The 18,786-nt window shown below is 64.0% G+C and carries 21 protein-coding genes and 1 tRNA gene; 12 read left to right on the forward strand and 10 right to left on the reverse strand.

Going from position 1 to position 18,786, the window contains the following annotated elements; all coding sequences use genetic code 11:
* From DKT77_RS17550 to mdh, 7 genes are all read right to left on the reverse strand, one after another.
* Complete coding sequence (locus tag DKT77_RS17550) at positions 1 to 2,970, reverse strand: 2-oxoglutarate dehydrogenase E1 component (RefSeq protein WP_109812976.1); 2,970 nt, start codon at positions 2,968 to 2,970, stop codon at positions 1 to 3.
* Entirely contained in the window at positions 2,967 to 3,479 is a 513-nt protein-coding gene (locus tag DKT77_RS17555; RefSeq protein ID WP_109812977.1) for a DUF805 domain-containing protein, read from the reverse strand. The genes DKT77_RS17550 and DKT77_RS17555 overlap by 4 nt, the downstream gene beginning before the upstream one ends.
* 76 nt (positions 3,480 to 3,555) lie before the next feature.
* Positions 3,556 to 3,867, reverse strand: coding sequence for a hypothetical protein (locus DKT77_RS17560; RefSeq protein WP_109812978.1), 312 nt, complete (start codon positions 3,865 to 3,867; stop codon positions 3,556 to 3,558).
* Positions 3,864 to 4,748 carry a succinate--CoA ligase subunit alpha gene (sucD, locus tag DKT77_RS17565; RefSeq protein ID WP_109812979.1) on the reverse strand — a complete coding sequence of 295 codons (885 nt, stop codon included), beginning with the start codon at positions 4,746 to 4,748 and terminating at the stop codon, positions 3,864 to 3,866. The genes DKT77_RS17560 and sucD overlap by 4 nt, the downstream gene beginning before the upstream one ends.
* A gap of 3 nt (positions 4,749 to 4,751) precedes the next feature.
* Positions 4,752 to 5,945: an ADP-forming succinate--CoA ligase subunit beta gene (gene sucC / locus DKT77_RS17570; RefSeq protein ID WP_109812980.1), complete on the reverse strand. Its 1,194-nt coding sequence runs from the start codon at positions 5,943 to 5,945 to the stop codon at positions 4,752 to 4,754.
* A 262-nt stretch (positions 5,946 to 6,207) separates the two neighbouring features.
* Positions 6,208 to 6,759 carry a hypothetical protein gene (locus DKT77_RS17575; protein WP_109812981.1) on the reverse strand — a complete coding sequence of 184 codons (552 nt, stop codon included), beginning with the start codon at positions 6,757 to 6,759 and terminating at the stop codon, positions 6,208 to 6,210.
* Positions 6,760 to 6,973: 214 nt separating this feature from the next.
* A complete protein-coding gene (gene mdh, locus DKT77_RS17580) occupies positions 6,974 to 7,936 on the reverse strand; it encodes a malate dehydrogenase (RefSeq protein WP_109812982.1) in 963 nt (320 codons plus the stop codon).
* 161 nt (positions 7,937 to 8,097) lie between these two features.
* Here mdh and DKT77_RS17585 point away from each other — a divergent pair, with 161 nt between their 5' ends.
* The 5 genes from DKT77_RS17585 to DKT77_RS17605 all read left to right on the forward strand — a co-directional run bounded on the left by DKT77_RS17585 (position 8,098) and on the right by DKT77_RS17605 (position 11,702).
* Positions 8,098 to 8,850: a sulfite exporter TauE/SafE family protein gene (locus DKT77_RS17585; protein ID WP_109812983.1), complete on the forward strand. Its 753-nt coding sequence runs from the start codon at positions 8,098 to 8,100 to the stop codon at positions 8,848 to 8,850.
* Positions 8,851 to 9,034: 184 nt separating this feature from the next.
* The gene (locus DKT77_RS17590) at positions 9,035 to 9,907 is read left to right on the forward strand and encodes an HpcH/HpaI aldolase/citrate lyase family protein (RefSeq protein ID WP_109812984.1); all 873 of its coding nucleotides are present in this window, start codon (positions 9,035 to 9,037) and stop codon (positions 9,905 to 9,907) included.
* Between the two features lies 1 nt (position 9,908).
* Entirely contained in the window at positions 9,909 to 10,460 is a 552-nt protein-coding gene (locus DKT77_RS17595; RefSeq protein ID WP_109812985.1) for an NnrU family protein, read from the forward strand.
* Positions 10,453 to 10,668: a DUF1737 domain-containing protein gene (locus tag DKT77_RS17600; protein WP_238547984.1), complete on the forward strand. Its 216-nt coding sequence runs from the start codon at positions 10,453 to 10,455 to the stop codon at positions 10,666 to 10,668. The genes DKT77_RS17595 and DKT77_RS17600 overlap by 8 nt, the downstream gene beginning before the upstream one ends.
* Positions 10,668 to 11,702 carry a MaoC family dehydratase gene (locus tag DKT77_RS17605; RefSeq protein ID WP_109812987.1) on the forward strand — a complete coding sequence of 345 codons (1,035 nt, stop codon included), beginning with the start codon at positions 10,668 to 10,670 and terminating at the stop codon, positions 11,700 to 11,702. Before DKT77_RS17600 ends, DKT77_RS17605 begins: the two co-directional genes overlap by 1 nt.
* A 45-nt stretch (positions 11,703 to 11,747) precedes the next feature.
* On the opposite strand, the gene DKT77_RS17610 is transcribed toward DKT77_RS17605, so the two are convergent.
* Positions 11,748 to 12,431: a hypothetical protein gene (locus DKT77_RS17610; RefSeq protein ID WP_109812988.1), complete on the reverse strand. Its 684-nt coding sequence runs from the start codon at positions 12,429 to 12,431 to the stop codon at positions 11,748 to 11,750.
* Positions 12,432 to 12,702: 271 nt separating this feature from the next.
* Here DKT77_RS17610 and sdhC point away from each other — a divergent pair, with 271 nt between their 5' ends.
* From sdhC to DKT77_RS17630, 4 genes are read left to right on the forward strand one after another with little or no spacing between them, the layout of a single operon-like run.
* The gene (gene sdhC / locus DKT77_RS17615) at positions 12,703 to 13,086 is read left to right on the forward strand and encodes a succinate dehydrogenase, cytochrome b556 subunit (RefSeq protein ID WP_109812989.1); all 384 of its coding nucleotides are present in this window, start codon (positions 12,703 to 12,705) and stop codon (positions 13,084 to 13,086) included.
* 10 nt (positions 13,087 to 13,096) lie between these two features.
* Complete coding sequence (gene sdhD, locus DKT77_RS17620) at positions 13,097 to 13,468, forward strand: succinate dehydrogenase, hydrophobic membrane anchor protein (RefSeq protein ID WP_109812990.1); 372 nt, start codon at positions 13,097 to 13,099, stop codon at positions 13,466 to 13,468.
* Positions 13,469 to 13,486: 18 nt separating this feature from the next.
* Complete coding sequence (gene sdhA / locus DKT77_RS17625; protein WP_109812991.1) at positions 13,487 to 15,289, forward strand: succinate dehydrogenase flavoprotein subunit; 1,803 nt, start codon at positions 13,487 to 13,489, stop codon at positions 15,287 to 15,289.
* Positions 15,290 to 15,301: 12 nt separating this feature from the next.
* On the forward strand, positions 15,302 to 16,081 hold the full coding sequence (locus DKT77_RS17630) for a succinate dehydrogenase iron-sulfur subunit (RefSeq protein WP_109812992.1): 780 nt from the start codon (positions 15,302 to 15,304) through the stop codon (positions 16,079 to 16,081).
* A 107-nt stretch (positions 16,082 to 16,188) separates the two neighbouring features.
* On the opposite strand, the gene DKT77_RS17635 is transcribed toward DKT77_RS17630, so the two are convergent.
* Entirely contained in the window at positions 16,189 to 16,857 is a 669-nt protein-coding gene (locus DKT77_RS17635) for a GntR family transcriptional regulator (RefSeq protein ID WP_109812993.1), read from the reverse strand.
* Positions 16,854 to 17,477, reverse strand: coding sequence for a M48 family metallopeptidase (locus DKT77_RS17640; RefSeq protein WP_109812998.1), 624 nt, complete (start codon positions 17,475 to 17,477; stop codon positions 16,854 to 16,856). Before DKT77_RS17640 ends, DKT77_RS17635 begins: the two co-directional genes overlap by 4 nt.
* A 333-nt stretch (positions 17,478 to 17,810) precedes the next feature.
* On the opposite strand from DKT77_RS17640, the gene DKT77_RS17645 reads away from it, so the two are divergent.
* From DKT77_RS17645 to DKT77_RS21180, 3 genes are all read left to right on the forward strand, one after another.
* Positions 17,811 to 18,125 carry a TIGR02300 family protein gene (locus DKT77_RS17645; RefSeq protein ID WP_109812994.1) on the forward strand — a complete coding sequence of 105 codons (315 nt, stop codon included), beginning with the start codon at positions 17,811 to 17,813 and terminating at the stop codon, positions 18,123 to 18,125.
* A gap of 61 nt (positions 18,126 to 18,186) precedes the next feature.
* Positions 18,187 to 18,262, forward strand: a tRNA-Ala gene (locus DKT77_RS17650).
* Positions 18,263 to 18,583: 321 nt separating this feature from the next.
* On the forward strand, positions 18,584 to 18,786 hold a 203-nt coding region (locus tag DKT77_RS21180), incomplete at its 3' end, for a hypothetical protein (protein WP_238547985.1).

Raw genomic sequence — 18,786 nt, forward strand, 5'->3', positions numbered from 1 at the left:
TCAGTTTCCTTCGATCGTCAGCGCGTCGTTCACGAGCGCGGCTTGCTGGGCTTTATGTTGTGAGGCGAGGCCGGTCGCCGGCGAAGCCGACGCAGCGCGGCCCGCGTATTTCGGGCGCTTGTTCTTGGCCTTGATCCGGCGCAGCACCCATTCGACATTGGGTTCGATGAAGGTCCAGGCGCCCTGGTTCTTCGGTTCTTCCTGACACCAAAGGAAATCGGCGTTCTTGAACCGGTCCAGTTCCTTCACGAGGCTCAGCGCCGGGAACGGGTAGAATTGCTCGATCCGCAGCAGGTAGATGTCGTCGATGCCGCGCGCATCGCGCTCCTCCAATAGGTCGTAATAGACCTTGCCGGAACACATCACCACGCGGCGGATCTTGTCATCCGCGGCCAGCTTGGTGTCGGACGACCCATGTTCGGCATCGTCCCACAGCACCCGGTGGAAGGACGAACCTTCCAGGAACTCCTCGCGACGGCTCACCGCCAGCTTGTGGCGCAACAAGGATTTTGGCGTCATCAGCACCAGCGGCTTTCGGAAGCTGCGGTGGATCTGGCGGCGCAGGATGTGGAAATAGTTGGCCGGGGTCGTGCAGTTGGCCACGATCCAGTTGTCCTCAGCGCACATCTGGAGGAACCGCTCCAGCCGGGCCGAGCTGTGCTCGGGGCCCTGCCCCTCGAATCCGTGCGGCAGCAGCATCACAAGTCCCGACATCCGCAGCCACTTGCGCTCACCGCTGCTGATGAACTGGTCGAACATGATCTGCGCGCCGTTGGCGAAATCGCCGAACTGGGCTTCCCACATCACCAGGGCGTTCGGCTCGGCCAGCGAATAGCCATACTCGAACCCGAGCACCGCGTATTCAGACAGCGCGCTGTCGATCACCTCGTAGCGGGCCTGACCCTCGCGGATGTTGTTCAACGGGTAATAGCGTTCCTCGGTCTTCTGGTCGATGAAGGCCGAATGGCGCTGGCTGAAGGTGCCGCGCGTGCAGTCCTGCCCCGCCAACCGCACCGGATAACCCTCGGTGGCAAGCGACCCGAAGGCCAACGCCTCGGCAGTGGCCCAGTCGAACCCCTCTCCGCTATCGAACATCGCCTTCTTGGCTTCGAGCAGACGGCCCACGGTCTTGTGAATGTTGAAACCTTCCGGCACGCGGGTCAGCGCGGCGCCGACATCGTCCATCGTCTCGGGCTTGATCCAGGTGCGGCCGCGGTCGTACTCCTCCTGCCGGGCGTCGAGATGCGACCAGCGCCCGTCCAGCCAGTCGGCCTTGTTGGGCTTGTAGTCCTTCCCGGCCTCGAACTCCTCGTTCATCTTGGCCTGGAATGCGGCCTTCATGTCCTCGATCTCGCCCTCGGGGATCAGACCGTCCTGTACCAGCCGTTCGGTGTACAGTTGCAGCGTCGTCTTGTGACGCTTGATCTTGGTATACATCTCGGGCTGCGTGAACATGGGCTCGTCGCCCTCGTTGTGCCCGAAGCGGCGGTAGCAGAAGATGTCGATCACGACATCCTTGTGGAACTTCTGGCGGAACTCCGTCGCCACCTTGGCCGCGTGCACCACCGCCTCGGGGTCGTCCCCGTTGACATGGAAGATCGGCGCCTCGACCACCAGTGCGTTGTCGGTGGGATAGGGGCTCGACCGGCTGAAATGCGGTGCGGTGGTGAAGCCGATCTGGTTGTTCACGACAAGATGCATGGTGCCGCCGGCGCGATGGCCCAGCAGACCCGACAGCGCGAAACACTCCGCCACGACCCCCTGTCCCGCGAAGGCAGCGTCGCCGTGCAACAGGATCGGCATGACGCTGCCGCGCTCCATGTCGTTGTTCTGCGCCTGCTTGGCGCGCACCTTGCCCAGCACGACCGGGTTCACCGCCTCGAGATGCGACGGGTTCGCGGTCAGCGACAGGTGCACCGTGTTGTCGTCGAAGCTGCGGTCGCTCGATGCACCCAGATGGTACTTCACGTCGCCCGACCCGTCCACGTCCTCGGGCTTGAAGCTGCCGCCCTGGAATTCGTTGAAGATCGCGCGGTACGGCTTGGCCATCACGTTGGCCAGCACCGAAAGACGGCCCCGGTGCGGCATCCCGATCACGATCTCCTTGACGCCCAGCGCACCGCCGCGCTTGATGATCTGCTCCATCGCGGGGATCAGGCTCTCGCCGCCGTCAAGCCCGAAGCGCTTGGTGCCCATGTACTTGACATGCAGGAACTTTTCGAAGCCTTCGGCCTCGACCAGCTTGTTCAGGATCGCACGCCGCCCTTCGCGGGTGAACTTGATCTCCTTGTCGAAACCCTCGATCCGCTCCTTCAGCCAACTGGCCTGCTCAGGATCGGAAATGTGCATGTACTGCAACGCGAAGGTGCCGCAATAGGTCCGCTTCACGATGGCGATGATCTCGCGCATCGTGGCGACCTGAAGGCCCAGCACATTGTCGAGGAAGATCGGCCGGTCCATGTCGGCGTCCGCGAAGCCGTAGGACTTCGGGTCCAACTCGGGATGCGGGGTCTGGCTGCGCATCCCAAGCGGGTCGAGATCGGCCACCAGATGCCCCCGGATCCGGTAGGCGCGGATGATCATCAGCGCGCGGATGCTGTCCAGAACGGCGCGCTGCACCTGATCGTCGGTCACGCTCACACCCGTCGCGGCGGCCTTCGCCTTGATCTTGTCACCGGCGGCCTTGGCTTCCTTGGCGGGAACGGCGGCGGGCCACTGCCCGTCCAGCGCATGTGTCAGATCGTCGTCGGGCACCGGCGGCCAGTCCATGCGCTGCCAGGACGGGCCTGCCGCCTCGGCTTTCACGTCGCGATCGTCGTCGCCCAGCGCCCGGAAGAACTCGGCCCAGGCCGCATCGACGCTGGCCGGATCCGCCGCGTAGCGCGCGTAGAGCTGCTCCACGTATTCCGCGTTGTGTCCCTGCAGGAAGGACGAGGCGTGAAAGAGGTCATTGGGGGAATGTTCGGTCATGGCATAACCTCGTGGGGATTGGGTCCATAGGCGTTTGCGCCGGGTTGCGAGGGACGGATCAGCCACCACAGCACGATGAGGGGAGACAGCAGGAACAGCACCGCCGCGGCGATGAACACGACACCGGACAGCCCGGTCATCGGGTCCTGCGCCATCAGGCCGGTGCTTTCGAATAGGCCGGCGAAGAACGCAATCCCGATCATGATCGTCACCGGGTAGAGAACGTATAGGCCCATGCGTCCCGTATCGTGCATGCGCCGCCAGCCCGCCGACAGGCTGGGCAGGATCGTGGCCAGGCCGAACAACGCCGACAGCGGTTCAGGCGAAGGCGATGGACCCGGGCCACCTTGGTCCACCCCCCCGCCGAACAGCGCTGCGTCCAGTGCTGCCACGACGACCGACCCGGCCCAGAGCGCGCCCATGAACCACCAGAATTCCGACCGCGATGCGCGCCCGGAAAAGGTGACGTACTTGCGAAGGCAGGTCGCGATGGACTGTTTTGGTCCCAAGGTTCTGGTCTTTCACCCGCGCCGTGCGGGTCCGGGGTGGTGCGAAAGGGGGCGGCGCGGACTGCGCCGCGCCCTGTCAGGTCTCGTTCGGGATCAGGTTGCCCCGTCCATCATAGGTTGCAAGGCACGTCGCCGTGACCTCGAACAGGCCGTCATCGCCGATCACCGGGTCGGTAATCGACTGAAGCTCCGCCTCGCCACACATGCGGGTCAGCTCGGCACGGGCCTCGGCGTCAGTGTGGGCGACCGCGTTGTAGCGTAGCGTCGCCGTCGTGACCCGTTCGGTCGTCCGGCTGGGCAGCGCGTTTCCGCAGGCCGCCAGCGCAGCCACCGACACAAGCGCCGCAAGGACGCCCGTGCGCGGGATCAGGCGGCGACGGGCGCTCATTTGCCCATCGCCTTCAGCACGGCCTCGCCAAGGCCCGCGGGGCTGTCGGCCACCACGATCCCGGCCGCCTGCATCGCCTCGATCTTGTCTTCCGCGCCGCCCTTGCCGCCGGCGACGATGGCGCCCGCGTGGCCCATGCGGCGGCCCGGAGGCGCCGTGCGCCCGGCGATGAAGCCTGCGGTCGGTTTCCAGCGACCCTTCTTCTTCTCGTCCGCAAGGAACTGCGCGGCGTCCTCTTCCGCCGATCCGCCGATCTCGCCGATCATGATGATGCTCTCGGTCTCGTCATCGGCAAGGAACCACTCCAGCACGTCGATATGCTCGGTCCCCTTGATCGGATCGCCGCCGATGCCCACACATGTCGACTGGCCAAGACCCACGTCAGTGGTCTGCTTGACCGCCTCATAGGTCAGCGTGCCCGACCGGGACACGACGCCCACAGACCCGCGCTTGTGGATGTGACCCGGCATGATCCCGATCTTGCAGGCGTCGGGCGTGATGACACCGGGGCAGTTCGGCCCGACCAGCTTGGACGTTGTGCCTTCCAGAGCGCGCTTGACCCGCATCATGTCGAGAACCGGAATGCCTTCGGTGATGCAAACGATCAACTCCATCTCGGCGTCGATCGCCTCGAGGATGCTGTCCGCAGCGAAGGGCGGCGGGACGTAGATCACGGTCGCGTTCGCGCCGGTGACGTGCCGCGCCTCGTGGACGGAGTTGAATACGGGCAGGCCCAGATGCTCCATCCCGCCCTTGCCGGGAGTCACACCGCCGACCATCTTGGTGCCGTAGGCGATGGCCTGTTCCGAATGGAAGGTGCCTTGGCTGCCGGTAAAGCCCTGGCAGATGACCTTGGTGTTTTCGTCGATGAGGACTGCCATGATTTAACCTTTCACCGCTTTCACGATCTTCTCCGCGCCGTCTTTCAGGTTCTCGGCGGCGATCACGTTCAGGCCGGAATTCGCGATGATCTCCTTGCCTTTCTCCACGTTGGTGCCTTCAAGGCGCACGACCAGCGGCACCTGAAGCCCGACTTCCTTCACTGCGGCGATCACGCCTTCGGCGATCACGTCACAGCGCATGATCCCGCCGAAGATGTTCACCAGGATGCCCTTCACGTTCGGGTCCGAGGTGATGATCTTGAACGCCTCGGTCACCTTCTCGGTGGTGGCCCCGCCACCCACATCGAGGAAGTTGGCAGGCTCCGCGCCATAAAGCTTGATGATGTCCATTGTCGCCATGGCAAGGCCCGCACCGTTCACCATGCAGCCGATCTCGCCGTCGAGCGCGATGTAGTTCAGGTCGTACTTCGATGCGGCCAGTTCCTTGGGATCTTCCTCGGTCTCGTCACGCAGCGCGGCAATATCGCCGTGCCGGTAGACTGCGTTCCCGTCGAAGCCCATCTTCGCATCAAGGCATTTCAGATCGCCGCTGTCGGTCACGATCAGCGGGTTGATCTCCAGCATCTCCATGTCCTTGTCGGTGAACAACTGGTAAAGCTGGCCCATCAGTTTCACGCACTGCTTCACCTGCGCGCCTTCGAGCCCCAGCATGAAGGCGATGCGGCGGCCGTGGAACCCCTGGTAGCCGGTCGCGGGGTCCACGGGGAAGGACAGGATCTTCTCGGGGGTGGAGGCGGCGACCTCCTCGATGTCCATGCCGCCCTCGGTGGAGCACACGAACGAAATCCGCGAGCTTTGCCGATCGACCAGCAGCGCCAGATACAATTCGCGTTCGATCCCCGACCCATCCTCGATATAGACGCGGTTGACCTGCTTGCCGACAGGCCCGGTCTGGTGCGTGACCAGCGTGCGGCCCAGCATGCGCGCGGTTTCCTCTGCGGCCTCTTCGACCGACTTTGCCAGACGAACACCGCCCTTTTCCCCGGCGGAGGCTTCCTTGAAGCTGCCCTTGCCGCGGCCGCCCGCGTGGATCTGCGCCTTCACGACCCAAAGCGGCCCGTCAAGTTCGCCCGCCGCGGTTTTCGCGTCCTCGGCCTTGAACACGACGCGCCCGTCCGAAACCGGCGCGCCATAGTCGCGAAGCAGGGCTTTCGCCTGGTATTCATGAATGTTCATGAAGCTGTCCCGTCCTTAGTGCATGTTATGCACCCGTCTAAAACACAGGTCCCGCGCCCTAGAAAACACCATATGGTCGCAGTTTCACAATTTCCGGGATGTTTTCTTCATTTGTGATCACACGAAAAAAAGCTGTGATCACAAATCTTTCCGGGCATCGGGAATCGGCTCCTCCCAAGGGGCATCTCGCCGCTTCGGGCGGGCCGTGCGGCCCCTCGAAAGGCGTGTGCGCGGCGTGATTCGTTGCGCCGGAGCGGTCGGGTCAGGTGTTGTAGAGCAGGAAGGCGATCGTGTGCAGGTTGCACTCGGTCGCGCCCAGATCGAGCCAGCGGTCCTTGTCCCCCTTGTAAAGCGACAGGTCCACGATGATCCGCGCGTTCATCGCGTGATCCCATGCATAGGCCTTCTTGCCGGGCCGGACCGGCGCGTTCGACCCGTTGCTACCACCGGGAAGCGCGTCGGCGACCATACCGGCCACGCTGAGCCCGTCGAGCACGTTGTTCATCATGTCCACGGCGCTCACGATCCCGCCCGCCACGCCCAGCGCGGCCCCGGCGAACGCTTCGGAATATTCCTGCGACGCGGTCTTGGCTACCTCGCCAACAGCCATCTGGATGGTGAACCCGTGCTCGTTCGCCCCGTTCACCACGCAATCCCTGTTGTCGATCAGGTAGCGCAGGATCGATGTCTTGTAGCCGACGAAACGGTATGTGGCGTGGATCGGCAGGCCGATCTTGTTGTAAAGCAGTATGCTCGGCGGTGCCATGAGCGTGCTGCCCGCGAAGGTCTGGTTCTGGACCAGTCCATGTTTCATCGTCACTCTCCTCCACCGTGCCCGGGGTCAGGTTACGGCAGGACGCCCTGCCGTCAAAACTTAAAACCGCAAACCCTTAAGGCGGCCTTTCCCGGCGCCGCACCGCCTTAGCCAACCACCCCCTGCCCGGCGCCGCGCATGAAAAAAGGCCGCGCCCCCTCAACGGAAAGGCGCGGCCCCGGATCGCCCGCAACCGGGAGTCAGATCCGACCGATCAGGCGAGGCTCTCGTCGATGCCCTTGCACGCGGTCACAAGACCCTTCACCGCGTCGACCGACTTGTCGAACATGACCTGCTCGTCCTTGGTCAGCGTGATATCCACGATGCGCTCGATCCCGCCCGCGCCGATCACGGTGGGCACGCCCACGTACATGCCCTTGAGCCCGAATTCGCCGTCGCACCACGCCGCGCAGGGGAGCAGGCGCTTCTGGTCCTTCAGATAGGCTTCCGCCATCTCGATCGCGCTGGTCGCCGGGGCATAGAACGCGCTGCCGGTCTTCAGCAGGCCGACGATCTCGGCACCGCCGTCGCGGGTGCGCTGCACGATGCCATCCAGCTTTTCCTGCGTGGTCCAGCCCATCTTCACCAGGTCCGGCAGCGGAATGCCGGCCACGGTGGAATAGCGCGTCAGCGGCACCATCGTGTCGCCATGCCCGCCCAGAACGAAGGCGCTCACGTCCTTCATCGAAACGTTGAACTCCGCGCTCAGGAAGTGGCGGAAGCGCGCGCTGTCCAGAACGCCGGCCATGCCGCAGACCTTGTTGTGCGGCAGGCCCGAGAATTCGCGCAGCGCCCAGACCATCGCATCGAGCGGGTTGGTGATGCAGATCACGAAGGCGTCGGGGGCGTTGTCGCGGATGCCCTCGCCCACGGCCTTCATCACCTTCAGGTTGATGCCCAGCAGGTCGTCGCGGCTCATACCCGGCTTGCGCGGCACGCCGGCGGTCACGATGCAGACATCCGCGCCCGCGATATCGGAATAATCGTTCGTGCCGACCATGGTGGCGTCGAACTTCTCGGACGGGCCGCTTTCCGCGATATCAAGCGCCTTGCCCTGCGGGATGCCTTCGCTGATGTCGAACAGGACAACGTCGCCAAGTTCCTTCAGCGCTGCGAGGTGGGCGAGCGTGCCGCCGATTTGTCCCGCACCGATGAGGGCGATTTTGGGTCTGGCCATGGTCTTTGATCTCCGATCACACTGTTTGTGACCGGCTGCGTAGTCCGATTGCCCCCCTGAGGCAAGCACGCCCGGCGCGGCGATAGGTTGCAGTTAGCGCGCACAGGGTGCACGAAATGCAACAATCCGGGCGCACTCCGGCACGATCCTGCAAGGCTCCGATGACGATAGACCTTCTGTTCCTGTGTATCGCCGTCCCCGGCGTGCTGATTGCCGGCATCTCGAAGGGTGGCTTCGGTGGCGGCGCGGCCTTCGTGGCGACACCGATTCTGGCGCTGGTGATCGACCCGGCCATGTCGCTCGGGGTAATGCTGCCGCTGCTGATGGTTATGGATGCGGCCGGGCTGCGGGCCTACTGGGGCAAGTGGTCGGCACCGGTCGCGCGGCGACTGATCACGGGCGGGGTGCCCGGCGTACTGCTGGCGGCGGCGGTCTACCGCTTCACCGACCCCGACGTGTTCCGCTTCCTGATCGGTGCGATCTCGCTCGGCTTCGTGCTGTTCCAGATCGGGCTGATCCGGGGCTGGTGGGCGCCGCGCGCCGCGCCGCTGCCGCCCGGCATAGGGCTCGGCTGCGGTGTGGCGGCGGGCTTCACAAGCTTCGTCGCCCATGCCGGCGGGCCTGCCGCGCTGATCTATCTGCTCTCGCAGGGACTGGGAAAGGTAACGTTTCAGGCCACAACGGTCGCGGTGTTCTCGGCACTCAATCTCGCCAAGGTCGGCATCTATGGCGGGCTCGGGTTCTTCAGCGCCGAAACGCTCCGTCTTGCGCTGGTGCTGGTGCCGGTGGCGCTGGCCGGTGTGCTGATTGGCGTGAAGGCGAACCGGCTCGTGCCCGAACGTGCCTTTTTCACGCTGACCTATGTGCTGCTCACCGGGGCGGGGGCCAAACTGGTCTGGGACGCACTTTCGTGACGCGCCGCGCGGCAGGCGCGCCGACGGCCGACAAGGCGCCTACGCGACTCCTACAAAACTCCTATAAGTCTCCGACTGCGATTCCGCACCGCATCGCGGCATTTTGCAGCGCAGCATTATTCCGGCTCCAGGGTTCCCTACGCATGATTATTATGCGATTGCAGCAAAAACCAGAGAGGGAATCATGACTACACGCGCACGCCCTTACAGGTCGGTTCTGTATATCCCCGGCTCCAACGCCCGCGCCCTCGACAAGGCCCGATCACTGCCGGTCGATGCTATCATCTTCGATCTGGAAGATGCCGTCGCTGCCGATGCCAAGGCCGATGCACGCGCGCTACTCGTGGCCGAACTCGGAGCTGGCGGATACGGCCAACGCCTTCAGATCGTTCGGTTAAATGGTATGTCCAGCGAATGGGGCGCCGACGATCTGGCGGCAATTTCTGCGATCGGCCCGCAGGCCGTGCTTTTGCCCAAGGCCGAAAGCGCAGCCGATGTGGCGCAGGTCGCGGCGCAACTCGATGCCGTGCCCGCCTGCGCCGAGACGCGCATCTGGACGATGATGGAAACCCCACGCGGCATCCTGAACGCGGCCGAGATTGCTGCGGCGCCGCGTATGGGCGGGTTCGTGATGGGCACCAACGATCTGGCCAAGGAACTGCGTACGCGCTTCACGCCCGACCGTCAGCCCCTTGTGACGTCTTTACAAATCTGCCTTCTGGCGGCCCGCGCGGCGGGTATTGCAGTCGTTGACGGGGTCTACAACGCCTTCAAGGATGAAGACGGTCTTCGCCGCGAGTGCGAACAGGGCCGCGACATGGGCTTCGACGGGAAGACACTGATCCACCCCGCGCAGGTCGCGGTCGCGAACGAGATTTTCGCGCCTTCCCAAGAGGATATCGATCTCGCCCGCCGCCAGATCGTCGCTTTTGAGGCCGCCGAGGCCGAGGGTCGGGGCGTCGCCGTGGTGGATGGCAAGATCGTCGAGAATCTGCATATCGTGACCGCGCGGCAGACCCTCGCAACCGCCGAGGCCATCGCCGCGATGGAGGGCTGATATGGGATTTCTTTTGCTTTTGCTGGGCCTTGCCCTGTGGATTGGTGCGCATCTGTTCAAGCGCGTCGCCCCCGAACGCCGCGCCGCCCTTGGCGATCGTGGCAAGGGGCTGGTGGCCGCCGCAATCGGCCTGTCGCTGGTGCTGATGGTGCTGGGCTACCGGTCGGCCGAGTTCGTTAATGTCTGGTATCCGGCCGCGTGGCTGACGCACGTGAACAACGTCTTGATGCTGTTCGCCTTTTACTCGTTCGGCATCGGCGCGTCCAAGGGTCGACACGCTCAGAGGATCCGCCATCCGCAATTGACCGCCGTCAAGATCTGGGCGGTCGCACACCTGCTGGCGAACGGTGATCTGGCTTCGATCCTGCTGTTCGGCGGACTTCTGGGTTGGGCCGTGGCCGAGGTCGTTCTGATCAACAAGGCGGTGCCCGTCTGGGAGAAGCCGTCCGAGATACGGCCGAACGGCGACGTGAAGAACGCGATCATCGCGGCGGTGCTCTATGCCGTGGTCGCGGGCATCCACGTTCTTTTGGGGGTCTACCCATTTGGCTGACGTTTCAACGCTGTACCGTTTTCTGAGTGCCGACGACACATCCGAGTTCTGCCACAAGGTCAGCGCGGCGCTGGCGAAGGGTTGGGTGCTGCACGGCAGCCCCACCTACGCCTTCGATGCCGCGCGCGGCGTTATGCGCTGCGGGCAGGCCGTCACCAAGACGGTGCCGGTCCCCTACACGCCTGACATGAAACTGGGAGAACAGTGATGGCGAAGACGAATCCCGGCCGCTTCTTCGAGGATTATACCGTGGGCGAGGTAATCGCCCACGCCGTCCCGCGCACCGTAGCCGAGGGCGAGCGCGCCTTGTATCACGCGCTCTATCCCGCGCGCCATGCGCTGTATTCGTCCGACGTGTTCGCGCAGGCCTGCGGACTGGACGGCTCTCCGCTGGACGATCTGGCGGCATTCCACGTGGTGTTCGGGAAGACCGTGCCCGACATCTCGCTGAACGCAGTTGCCAATCTCGGGTACGCCGAGGGGCGGTTCCTGCGCCCCGTATGGCCCGGCGACACGCTTCGGTCCGTGTCCGAGGTCATTGGCCTGAAACAGAATTCCAACGGCAAGACCGGGGTTGTCTGGGTCCGCACCACAGGACTGAACCAGGAAGACGAACCGGTCCTGAGCTACGTGCGGTGGGTGATGGTCCGCAAGAACGACCTTCACGCGCCCGCACCTGAAACGGTCGTGCCGACGCTCAAGCCCGCGCTGGACGCGGCGGACCTCGTGCTGCCCGAAGGGCTGGATTTCAGCGGCTATGACTTCGTGCAGGCCGGTGAGTCGCACCGCTGGGGCGACTACGTCCCCGGCGAGATCATCGATCACGTGGACGGCGTGACCCTGCAGGAGGCCGAGCACATGCTTGCCACCCGGCTTTGGCAGAACACCTCCAAGGTGCATTTCGACACGACGGTGCGGCCCGACGGGCGGCTACTGGTCTATGGCGGACACATCATCAGCCTTGCGCGCACACTGTCCTTCAACGGGCTGGCCAACGCGCAGATGATCGTCGGGCTGAACGCGGGGATGCATGCGAACCCGGCCTTCGCGGGCGACACGGTCAGGGCATGGACCGAGATCTTGGACAAGGCTGAAACGGACGCGCCAGGCGTTGGCGCGCTGCGCCTGCGGCTCGTTGCGGTCAAGAGCGGTGCGGAGCCCGGCAAGCTGCGCGGCGACGACGGAAAGTACCTTCCCGATGTCTTGCTGGACCTTGACTACTGGGCTCTCATGCCGATGTGAAAGGCTGCCCGGCACCGCCGTGGCGCCGCCGGGCAATCCCTTGGTTCATGCGCGAGAACGGATGCGCAGCAGCGCCATCAGGCCAAGCCCCGAGCCGAGGGCCGCAAGCGGGATCGGCAAAGGCACGGGAGTGGTTGTCCCGTATTCAAGCCGATCCAGCGCAAGTGTGCCAGTCTGTATTCCGGCGTCGCCATAAGACAGCGTGACGGTGGTGAACGGGGTCGCGCTCACGATACCGAAAAAGTAGCGTGCCTCACAACCCGGGCCCCCTGCGCTGGAGCAATCGTCGCCCAGAATGGCGTCCGCGACAACGTTTCCGGCGTTGTCCGAGTAGGACATGTTGACGAAATTGGCATCGAGAACGTCGACGCCAAACGCAGTTATCGCAGATGCGAAAGTGAAGGTGACGACCGGCGAGTTTTCTTCCTCGAAACCCATCGCGGAGCTGCCGTCGGACACCAATCGTGAGAAAGAGTTCTGGGATAGATTGCCTGTGCTGACAGAGGCCGTGAATGCCGTCGGCCCGCCAACCGGGAAACTGACTAAAGGAGCAAAGAACTGATCCTCGAAGGATTCGAGCGCGAGACCCGGCCCTGCGTCCGCCTGGAACGCCGCGCGCTGTGTCGGGTCGCCCACATAGACGCCGACCGCGCCGCTTGATGTTGCGGCAAGGCACCCGGCGACTGCCGTTGCTGCAAGTGTCGCATGACGACTGATTGAAAAGCCCATCGGTTTTCTTCCTTCTCCCTAGAAATTACCCTACGTCATTAACTATCCCACGCTGAAGCCCCCCCGCTGTCAACTCTAATGCGCATAGAAGATCCGAATTTTGTGATCACGCGCAAAAATCTTGTGATCACGTTCTTCTCGTGTTACCGCTAAATCTCGCCAATTGCGCCAAAACACCGCGCCTTGGCATGGGCGGGACCCCCTGACAGGCCCGGATAAAGTGCTATCACAGGCTATGACCGACCACGTCGTTACGTGAAAGGATTGCCCCATGGCCGACGTCAATCGCGGGAACCGCCCGCTGTCCCCGCATCTTCAGATCTATCGCCCGCAGCTGACCTCGATCACGTCGATCCTGACGCGGATCACAGGCAATGCGCTGCTGGTGTCGGCCCTGCTGATCGTCTGGTGGCTGCTCGCCGCCAGCTACGGCCCCGACTATTTCGCCACCGCCGACGCCGTATTGACCTCGTGGTTCGGCGATCTGGTGCTCGCGCTGTCGGTTCTGGGGCTGTGGTACCACACGCTGGCCGGCATCCGGCACCTCGTCTGGGACACCGGTCGCGGGTTCGAGATCGAGACGGCCGAGAAGATGGGCCTCGCATGCGTCGCCGGTTCGGTCGTCCTCACCATCATCACCCTGATCGCTGTCTGAGGAGGCGCGCATGGCTTATCTGACCGACCTGAAGCGCGCCCGCGGCATGGGCGCAGCCAAGACCGGAACCGAGCATTTCTGGAACATGACCGTTTCATCGGTCGCCCTTCTGGTGCTGATCCCGCTGTTCGTGTTCACTGTGGGCCCGATGATCGGCGCGCCCTACGCCGAAGTCGCTGCCCACTTCGCCCGCCCCTTCCCGGCGATCGTGACGGGGCTGACCATCGTTGTCGGCTTTCTCCACTTCAAGGGCGGTGTGCAGGTGCTGATCGAGGACTACGTGCATGGCATGGCGCGCAAGGTCTGGATCATCGCGATGATCTGCCTGAGCTATGCCGCAATCGGCACCGGGCTGTTCGCGCTCGTGCGCCTCGCGCTGTGATTTGACGGAGTAAAACGAATGGCTGCTTACGAATACGAGACGCATGAGTTCGACGTCGTCGTGGTTGGCGCCGGCGGCGCCGGGCTGCGCGCGACGCTGGGCATGGCCGAACAGGGCCTGCGCACGGCCTGCGTGACCAAGGTGTTCCCGACACGGTCTCACACTGTCGCGGCGCAGGGCGGCATCGCCGCGAGCCTTGGCAACATGGGCCCGGACAGCTGGCAATGGCACATGTACGACACCGTGAAGGGGTCGGACTGGCTGGGCGACACGGACGCGATGGAATATCTCGCCCGCGAGGCGCCCAAGGCAGTCTACGAACTGGAACATTACGGCGTGCCCTTCTCGCGCACCGAGGACGGCAAGATCTACCAGCGCCCGTTCGGCGGCCATACGACGCAATTCGGCGAAGGCCCACCGGTTCAGCGCACCTGCGCCGCAGCCGACCGCACGGGTCACGCGATCCTGCACACTCTTTATGGCCAGTCGCTGAAGAACAACGCGGAATTCTATATCGAATATTTCGCCATCGACCTGATTATGTCGGAAGACGGCGCCTGCCAAGGCGTGCTGGCGTGGAAGCTGGACGACGGGACGCTGCACCTCTTCAATGCGAAGATGACCGTGCTCGCCACCGGCGGCTACGGGCGCGCCTATTTCTCGGCGACGTCGGCGCATACCTGCACCGGCGACGGCGGCGGGATGGTCGCGCGGCAGGGTCTGCCCTTGCAGGACATGGAATTCGTGCAATTCCACCCGACCGGCATCTACGGAGCGGGCTGCCTGATCACCGAAGGGGCGCGCGGCGAAGGCGGCTATCTGACCAACTCGGAAGGCGAGCGATTCATGGAACGCTACGCACCGACCTACAAGGATCTCGCCTCGCGGGACGTGGTGTCGCGCTGCATGACGATGGAAATCCGCGAGGGGCGCGGCGTGGGCCCCGACGGCGATCACATCCACCTGCACCTGAACCACCTTCCCCCGGAAACGCTTCACCTGCGCCTGCCCGGCATTTCGGAAAGCGCGCGTATCTTCGCGGGTGTGGACGTGAACAAGGAACCGATCCCGGTTCTGCCCACGGTGCATTACAACATGGGCGGCATCCCGACGAATTACTGGGGCGAGGTGCTGAACCCCACGCAGGACGACCCTGACCGCATCGCGCCTGGCCTGATGGCGGTGGGCGAAGCGGGTTGCGCATCGGTGCACGGGGCGAACCGGCTCGGCTCGAACAGCCTGATCGACCTTGTCGTGTTCGGCCGCGCCGCAGCGATCAAGGCGGGCGAGGTCGTTGATCCGAACGCGCCCAATCCGCGTGTCAACACGGCCTCGGTCGAACAGGCGCTGGACCGGTTCGACGGGCTGCGTCATGCAAGCGGCACCACCGGCACGGCCGAACTGCGGCTTGAGATGCAGAAGACCATGCAGCAGGACGCCGCCGTCTTCCGCACCGACAAGACGCTGGCCGAGGGTTGCGAGAAGATGGACGCGGTCGCGGGAAAGATGGACGACCTGAAGGTCACCGACCGCAGTATGGTTTGGAACAGCGACCTGATGGAAACGCTTGAGCTGACAAATCTGATGCCCAACGCGCTGGCCACGATCCACTCCGCCGAGGCACGCAAGGAAAGCCGGGGCGCGCATGCGCACGAGGATTATCCCGACCGCGACGACGAGACATGGCGCAAGCACACGCTGTCCTGGGTCAATGGCGGGGTGAAGCTGGACTATCGTCCGGTGCACCTGAACCCGCTGATGGGCCACAACGAAGGCGGCATCGACCTTGCCAAGATCGCGCCCAAGGCGCGCGTGTATTAAGGAGCGACCGACATGGTTCAACTGACCCTTCCCAAGAACTCGCGCATCACCACGGGCAAGACCTGGCCGAAGCCGGAAGGCGCGAAGAACGTGCGCAAGTTCCAGATCTACCGCTGGAACCCGGATGACGAAAAGAACCCACGGGTGGACACATATTTCGTCGACCTCGACACCTGCGGGCCGATGGTTCTCGATGCACTGATCAAGATCAAGAACGAGATCGACCCGACTCTGACCTTCCGCCGATCTTGCCGCGAAGGCATCTGCGGCTCCTGCGCGATGAACATCGACGGGATCAACACGCTCGCCTGCATCTACGGCATGGACGAGATCAAGGGCGACGTGAAGATCTACCCGCTGCCGCACATGCCCGTGGTCAAGGACCTGATCCCGGACCTGACGCATTTCTATGCCCAGCACGCCAGCATCATGCCCTGGCTCGAAACCAAGACCAACACACCCGCGAAGGAATGGCGCCAGTCGGTCGAGGATCGCGAGAAGCTGGACGGCCTTTACGAATGCGTGATGTGCGCATGTTGTTCGACGTCCTGCCCTTCCTACTGGTGGAACGGCGACCGTTATCTCGGGCCGGCTGCTTTACTGCACGCCTATCGCTGGATCATTGACAGCCGGGACGAGGCGACGGGCGAGCGTCTTGACGAGCTTGAGGACCCCTTCAAGCTGTATCGCTGCCACACGATCATGAATTGTGCCAAGACCTGCCCCAAGGGCCTGAACCCCGCCAAGGCGATCGGTTCGATCAAGAAGATGATGGTCGAACGCCACGTCTGATCGGCTGTGTCGAAACAGCAAACGCACTAAGCGCCCCCGCACCGGGGGCGTTTCGCGTTGGAGGCAAGACACGCGCAACTGTGGCTGAATGCCCGCGGCGCGTCAGGTCAGGCCACGAGCATCCGCAGACCGTGGGTGACATCCGCACGCACCGCGATGCGCAACCCGGGTTCGTCGCCAGCGCGCAGCGCCGCGACGATCAGACGGTGCCCGTTGGGCGGTTCGGTGCGGTTCAAACGGCCATAGAGCTTGGCCATTGTCGGACCGAGTTGCAGCCACACCGTTTCGACCATCGCCAGCATCGCTGGCGCCTGCGCGCGCAGGTAGAGCGTGCGGTGAAATTCCAGGTTGGCGCGGATATAGCCCTGCGCGCTGTGGGCACGGATGCTTTCCGCCACCGCCTCGTTGATCGTTTCCAGCCGCTCGATCAGCGCGAGATGCGCCCTCGGTAGCGCCCGGGACGACAGTTCCGGCTCCAGCAGCGCGCGAATGGAGGCAAGCTCTTCGATCCGTTCCTGGGTCAACTCCGGCGTGCTGATCCGGCCCGACGCCGACAGGGTAAGCGCCCCTTCCGCAACAAGACGACGCACGGCCTCGCGCGCGGGGGTCATGCTGACACCGAATTCCTGCCCCAGCCCCCGGAGGGTCATCGCCTCACCAGGCACCAGCGCGCCATGCATGATTCGGGTGCGTAGCGTCCGGAATACGCGGTCGTGCAGCGCGCCCGGCGGGTCGGATTGCGGCCGCGGCGCTGTCCCGACCAATGTGCCGCTCATGGTTGGAACCGGATGCTGTGCAGCACCGCCCCATGGTCGCGCAGCCAGCGGCGGCGGCGCGCGTAGTCGGGGCAGATCCGTGCCACCACCGCCCAGAAATCGGCCGAATGGTTCATCTCAACAAGGTGGGCGACCTCGTGCGCTGCGACGTAGTCCAGCACCTCGGGCGGGGCCATGATCAGCCGCCACGAGAACATCAGCCGTCCCGCACTGCTGCAGGACCCCCAGCGCGACCGCGTATCGCGCAGACTGAGCGTGCCATAAGGGCGCCCGATTTGCCCGGCGTAGTGATCGCACGCCGCAGCCAGCCGCGCCCGAGCGGCGGTCTTCAGCAGACCCGCCACCTGCGGCGGCACGGGAAGTGCCGGATTAATCCGAACAGACCCGTCGCATAGGTGCGCGCGGCGGCGCGGCGGGGCCACGGCGCGGATCGGCAGATCACGGCCTTCGACCGGGACAACGCCGCCCAGCACCGGGGTCACGGCGCGCGGCTGCACTGCAAGGTGCCCGCGCACCCAATCGGCCTTTTCCGAAAGAAACGCCTCGGCACTGCGGAGGCGCGCGCCGGTCGGCAGCGAAAGCGTCACCTTGCCATCCAGCCCGGACACCCTCAGCGACATGCGCCGCGTGCGGGCCGACCGTCTCAGGTGCACCGTCACCTCTGGATCGCCCGGAAGCGACAGCGTTTCCGGCCTCGTGCGATCTGCATCCGGCGCCGCAGGCTGACGGCGCGATCTGTTCGGTGTCAGGAATTTCAAAGCTGTGCCGCCGTGCTCGTCATGCTGCGCGCAGCTTAGCGCGATGCGCGGGGCTTGTCTTGCCCCGCTGCGCCGAACCGCGGCGGGAAAAGGCTTTGACAACCCGCGGGGCCTGTGGCATCGGGCTGCTTCGCGTCCGCGCACACCGTGCGATCGGACCATCGGCCATTGCGAATGGAAAAGGATACCGCTGCGATGCCCAAGGAAGAATGGGGAACGAAAAGGGTGTGCCCGACCACGGGAAAACGGTTCTACGACCTGAACCGTGACCCGATCGTGAGCCCCTATACCGGGGAAGTCGTGACGCTTGATACCGGCAAGTCGCGCTCGCTCATCACCGAGAAGGCAAAGCCCGAAAAGGCGACCGACGACGAACCCGTCGTGCTGGAAGATGACGATACCACGACGGACGTGGAAATCGACGACGATCTGCTGGAAGACGACGACGATGACGACAACGTGTCGCTCGACGATCTGGCGGACGTGGCATCCGACGACGAAGACACCTGAAAACAAAGAGGAATTTTTCCTCTTGAAACCACACGGCGGCTTGCTTAGAAGGCGTCGGGACGGGGCCATAGCTCAGCTGGGAGAGCGCTTGCATGGCATGCAAGAGGTCAGGGGTTCGATCCCCCTTGGCTCCACCAATTCTTAAATAACGGCGAAATTTCAGTGGCTTGCTGAAGCGATTGCGTTGTTTTGCGGTTTTGTAGATTGGGTTGCTACAGTGGGCACCCTTGAAAAAATGCCTCGATCACACTCGCCTGTACCGTAAACCGCGACTTAATACTACTGGGGCGCCGTCACTGATGTCATCCGGGTGACCTACGTCAAGCACGAGGAAATCTTCCCACTCAAAACCGAAGATTTCACGCGGACTTGCGAGTTGGTGAACCAACGTCTTTCAGGCGGTCTGCGCCGCGTCATGGCAGGTTCCGTTTCTCGTCAGGGACCAGAAACTCCGCGCCATGGGGTTCGCAAGGGCAATCGCGGCCTGCTTCGTGGTCTTTCGCTGCGGCAACCGCCACAACCCGTCGCCGCCGGGCTGCCCGCGTCGGCGGGCGATCATCACGCCCGACACGCCGTACGTCTGCCCTCGGCACGACCTGCGTCAGCTGGCGGGCGAGAAACTCTCGGGCCTCGTGGGCCATCACAAGCGCCCGCGTCTCCG

This window comes from Meridianimarinicoccus roseus (assembly GCF_003172915.1).
In the GTDB taxonomy this organism is placed as follows: domain Bacteria; phylum Pseudomonadota; class Alphaproteobacteria; order Rhodobacterales; family Rhodobacteraceae; genus Meridianimarinicoccus; species Meridianimarinicoccus roseus.

Bases quoted from the DNA above. Each gene is read 5' to 3' on its own strand.
- DKT77_RS17550 (WP_109812976.1), bottom strand. From the start codon at position 2,970: ATGACCGAACATTCCCCCAATGACCTCTTTCACGCCTCGTCCTTCCTG.
- DKT77_RS17560 (WP_109812978.1), bottom strand. From the start codon at position 3,867: ATGAGCGCCCGTCGCCGCCTGATCCCGCGCACGGGCGTCCTTGCGGCG.
- sucD (WP_109812979.1), bottom strand. From the start codon at position 4,748: ATGGCAGTCCTCATCGACGAAAACACCAAGGTCATCTGCCAGGGCTTT.
- sucC (WP_109812980.1), bottom strand. From the start codon at position 5,945: ATGAACATTCATGAATACCAGGCGAAAGCCCTGCTTCGCGACTATGGC.
- DKT77_RS17575 (WP_109812981.1), bottom strand. From the start codon at position 6,759: ATGAAACATGGACTGGTCCAGAACCAGACCTTCGCGGGCAGCACGCTC.
- mdh (WP_109812982.1), bottom strand. From the start codon at position 7,936: ATGGCCAGACCCAAAATCGCCCTCATCGGTGCGGGACAAATCGGCGGC.
- DKT77_RS17585 (WP_109812983.1), top strand. From the start codon at position 8,098: ATGACGATAGACCTTCTGTTCCTGTGTATCGCCGTCCCCGGCGTGCTG.
- DKT77_RS17590 (WP_109812984.1), top strand. From the start codon at position 9,035: ATGACTACACGCGCACGCCCTTACAGGTCGGTTCTGTATATCCCCGGC.
- DKT77_RS17595 (WP_109812985.1), top strand. From the start codon at position 9,909: ATGGGATTTCTTTTGCTTTTGCTGGGCCTTGCCCTGTGGATTGGTGCG.
- DKT77_RS17605 (WP_109812987.1), top strand. From the start codon at position 10,668: ATGGCGAAGACGAATCCCGGCCGCTTCTTCGAGGATTATACCGTGGGC.
- DKT77_RS17610 (WP_109812988.1), bottom strand. From the start codon at position 12,431: ATGGGCTTTTCAATCAGTCGTCATGCGACACTTGCAGCAACGGCAGTC.
- sdhC (WP_109812989.1), top strand. From the start codon at position 12,703: ATGGCCGACGTCAATCGCGGGAACCGCCCGCTGTCCCCGCATCTTCAG.
- sdhD (WP_109812990.1), top strand. From the start codon at position 13,097: ATGGCTTATCTGACCGACCTGAAGCGCGCCCGCGGCATGGGCGCAGCC.
- sdhA (WP_109812991.1), top strand. From the start codon at position 13,487: ATGGCTGCTTACGAATACGAGACGCATGAGTTCGACGTCGTCGTGGTT.
- DKT77_RS17630 (WP_109812992.1), top strand. From the start codon at position 15,302: ATGGTTCAACTGACCCTTCCCAAGAACTCGCGCATCACCACGGGCAAG.
- DKT77_RS17635 (WP_109812993.1), bottom strand. From the start codon at position 16,857: ATGAGCGGCACATTGGTCGGGACAGCGCCGCGGCCGCAATCCGACCCG.
- DKT77_RS17640 (WP_109812998.1), bottom strand. From the start codon at position 17,477: ATGTCGCTGAGGGTGTCCGGGCTGGATGGCAAGGTGACGCTTTCGCTG.
- DKT77_RS17645 (WP_109812994.1), top strand. From the start codon at position 17,811: ATGCCCAAGGAAGAATGGGGAACGAAAAGGGTGTGCCCGACCACGGGA.